Annotated in this window: 4 protein-coding genes and 3 pseudogenes; all 7 read right to left on the bottom strand. The window is 45.0% G+C overall.

The window, feature by feature from the left end:
• A pseudogene (locus tag O9334_RS02565) lies at positions 1 to 149 on the bottom strand (IS66 family transposase); the annotation flags it as partial.
• A 155-nt stretch (positions 150 to 304) separates the two neighbouring features.
• Positions 305 to 1,016: pseudogene (locus O9334_RS02560) on the bottom strand (IS1 family transposase); the annotation flags it as partial.
• Positions 1,017 to 1,237: 221 nt separating this feature from the next.
• Positions 1,238 to 1,324: a transposase-like zinc-binding domain-containing protein gene (locus tag O9334_RS23025; RefSeq protein ID WP_422392696.1), complete on the bottom strand. Its 87-nt coding sequence runs from the start codon at positions 1,322 to 1,324 to the stop codon at positions 1,238 to 1,240.
• Between the two features lie 49 nt (positions 1,325 to 1,373).
• Positions 1,374 to 1,520 (bottom strand): hypothetical protein, encoded by a 147-nt coding sequence (locus tag O9334_RS02555; protein ID WP_190381879.1) that lies wholly within the window; start codon positions 1,518 to 1,520, stop codon positions 1,374 to 1,376.
• Positions 1,521 to 1,523: 3 nt separating this feature from the next.
• On the bottom strand, positions 1,524 to 1,694 hold the full coding sequence (locus O9334_RS02550) for a hypothetical protein (protein ID WP_190381878.1): 171 nt from the start codon (positions 1,692 to 1,694) through the stop codon (positions 1,524 to 1,526).
• Positions 1,695 to 1,746: 52 nt separating this feature from the next.
• Positions 1,747 to 2,151 carry an IS66 family transposase gene (locus O9334_RS02545; protein WP_502846533.1) on the bottom strand — a complete coding sequence of 135 codons (405 nt, stop codon included), beginning with the start codon at positions 2,149 to 2,151 and terminating at the stop codon, positions 1,747 to 1,749.
• Positions 2,112 to 2,513, bottom strand: a pseudogene (locus O9334_RS02540) (IS66 family transposase); the annotation flags it as partial. The gene O9334_RS02545 and the pseudogene O9334_RS02540, both read right to left, overlap by 40 nt.
• Between the last annotated feature and the right edge of the window lie 82 nt (positions 2,514 to 2,595).

Below are 2,595 nucleotides of genomic sequence, written 5' to 3'. Positions count from 1 at the left end.
CGCCGCCACAGCACCGCCGGACGAATTGCTCTTTCAGCCGCATTGTTGGTCGGCTCTAACCCTGACCCTGTGACAAACAACCACAGGGCTGGCTCCACTTTCAGCAGTTGCCGACAAGTACGGACTGTTTTGGCCAAAGGGTTTTTTTCGGCGTTGTCAGATGTAAAGATGAATCAAGCAAAAGTGTAGGGAACTGGAACATCCTTAAACTTAAGGTAATGAATTAGAAGCGGTAGTGGGACTTAGGCGTTTTCGGTCAGCAAAAAAGGCTCAAACCATTACGGGACAAAGGGTTAACCTCGATTTATGATTTTCCTTGATATATCTGGGTTTCAGCGATTTTGGGCTTCTCGAAGTAAATCCCAAGCGGGGATTGGAGTTGAGGCTTTTCTCGATTTGTTTTTTGTCTAAGTCCCAGTAGGGAATTTTCTAACATTTTGACACATTTTGAATAGCAGAGAGTCTGACGATGAAGACGCGCTAAGTAATGACGTAATCTTGTATTTTCTCCCTCTACCCTTGTCCTATAAGTTTTGCTAACAATCTGAGCGACCTTAGGGATAAATATTGGATACACTGGATTTCCATCACTTACCCAAAAATAACATTGCCAAAATGAGATAGCTTGCCATAAACGTTGAAATGTGTCCGCACTATGTTGCCGAAGGCACTCGCCTTGCGAGACCACCAATTACCCATCCAAGAATTCCAGATCGAAAGTGGTCAACAGCCGTCCAGAGCCAGATTTTGTTCTTTTTTTTACCAACAAAAGTTTCTAATTCATCTAGTTCTCCCACTTCTGGAATCGTTTCTGAATTATAGGAATCAGGCAGCAGTTTTCCCACTTGTTTGACCCAATCCATAATGGTTGTTCGTGAGAATCCTGTCACTCTCTCAATGCCTCGAAATCCCATGCCATTTACCTACATTTTCAGACAGCTACCCTTAACATCATCCCTATAGCCCTTTGTTTCCTAGCTGTGGATGAACTGACGACCACAGTTTACACATATATAGGGTCTGCTGAAAAAGTTTTTCGTGGGGGCAGGGTGTGGCCCCCCCAACCCCCCCGACATCGGGGGGGTGGGGTGTGGGGTGTAGGGTTTTACCCATTTTCAGACGGTCAATTACCTAATTTTCAGGGAAAAAGTCCCTGAATTTTCGCCCTGATCACTCTCGGCTGGCACTTTTTGAGGTCAAAAAAGTCTAAAAGTCTTATCCAACAAGGTTTTTAGATTTATTCAGCCAACCCTATATAGTTTTGTTTTTGACCACGATGACCATTTTTATTGATGTGGTCACTTTGACATTCTGGACATTTCATCGTTTTTTTTCCTTCATTGAGTTTCTATCTATTTTGCCTTCTCATCTCTTCATCTGACAACGCCTAAAATCTCGCGCTCTATATCGCTACCAGTAGGGGGAATCCGGCGCGGGTCGTTTTTGGTTACTTCGCTCACGCTAAAATATCTGCTGATCTTAGACTGAGGATCATTCCAATTAATTTTAGTAGAAGCCATTGGTTATTCTTCCTCTTTGTTTGATGACCATTGCGCTAAACCCGCACCAATTAAAGCGCTAGGAGAAGACAAAGCCAGAATTAACTTTTCCTCTGGGAGAACTAAACTTAATGTAATAGCACTAATTAAACCCGTTGAGATAAAAACTAAAGCAATTTTGTTTTTTTGAGACATTCTGTACAAAATAAAGGAAAAACAAGGGCTAACAAAATGTAAATATTCAGGTCTAGGGGTTGACAAAGAGAGAAAAATCAGCAGTGGGGATAAGAGAGACAACCGTATTCAAGGGGTGATGGACAGAGGCCAAAGCCTGACGGAAGAAAGTTAAAACCGAACGGCCTTGAGCGCGACAAGACTGAATCACGGTCAACAAACGAGCAGTATCGACAAAGCCACTGAAGGAGCGAGAACCACCAGCTATCTTGCGCTTGGTTACTCCTAGGCGTAGGGAACGCTCCGCTCGGTTATTGTCGGGAGGAACTTCTGGTACGTCAAGAAAATACCAGCACTGATGGGACTTGTCCAGCAAGGATTTCAGCAATAAACCCGCAGCATAACCCGCCTGGGGTCGCCACACTGCTAAAGCTTGCTCTAACCGCAGTCGAAAATCCCTGACCCAGTGGTTATAGATAGACCGAGCGCCGGTTTCTCGATATTGCAGATGTTGCCTAAAGGCTTCCGTGAGTGATGAGGAGTTTTCAGTTTTTCTACCTGCTTAAAATGCCGCAGTAAATGGGCCAGACATTTCTGCTGGGCGGCCGCCCCATAGCCATTGTAGACACTGAAATCATCGGAGATTAATACCCCAGCAAAACTTTTTCCCAGCAGATGCTCTAATTCTTGTCGCGAGCGGGTGTCCCCCGCCTGGAAGAGGGAAAAGCCCACACCACTAATATTCCACAACCATTCTTTGATGCCCTTAACTAACCACGGTGATTCCTCTACGTGGACTTGGGGTTGTTCTCTGACCCACTCTTGTAGTTCTCTGACTGAGGGTTCTACCGCAGAAGCTCAACGTTGTGTGGTGGCTTGTAATGTCCCTATCCCTACTTCTATTCTGCCAATTTCTCGCCAG

It is taken from the genome of Microcystis sp. LE19-8.1F, assembly GCF_027531715.1.
GTDB classification, from domain to species: domain Bacteria; phylum Cyanobacteriota; class Cyanobacteriia; order Cyanobacteriales; family Microcystaceae; genus Microcystis; species Microcystis wesenbergii_A.
Note: the sequence above shows the minus strand (reverse complement) of the source record. Positions and strands in the feature narration are given on the sequence as shown.

Coding starts and splice junctions, on each gene's coding strand:
- O9334_RS02550 (WP_190381878.1), bottom strand. CDS start 1,694: ATGTCTCAAAAAAACAAAATTGCTTTAGTTTTTATCTCAACGGGTTTA.
- O9334_RS23025 (WP_422392696.1), bottom strand. CDS start 1,324: ATGAAATGTCCAGAATGTCAAAGTGACCACATCAATAAAAATGGTCAT.
- O9334_RS02555 (WP_190381879.1), bottom strand. CDS start 1,520: ATGGCTTCTACTAAAATTAATTGGAATGATCCTCAGTCTAAGATCAGC.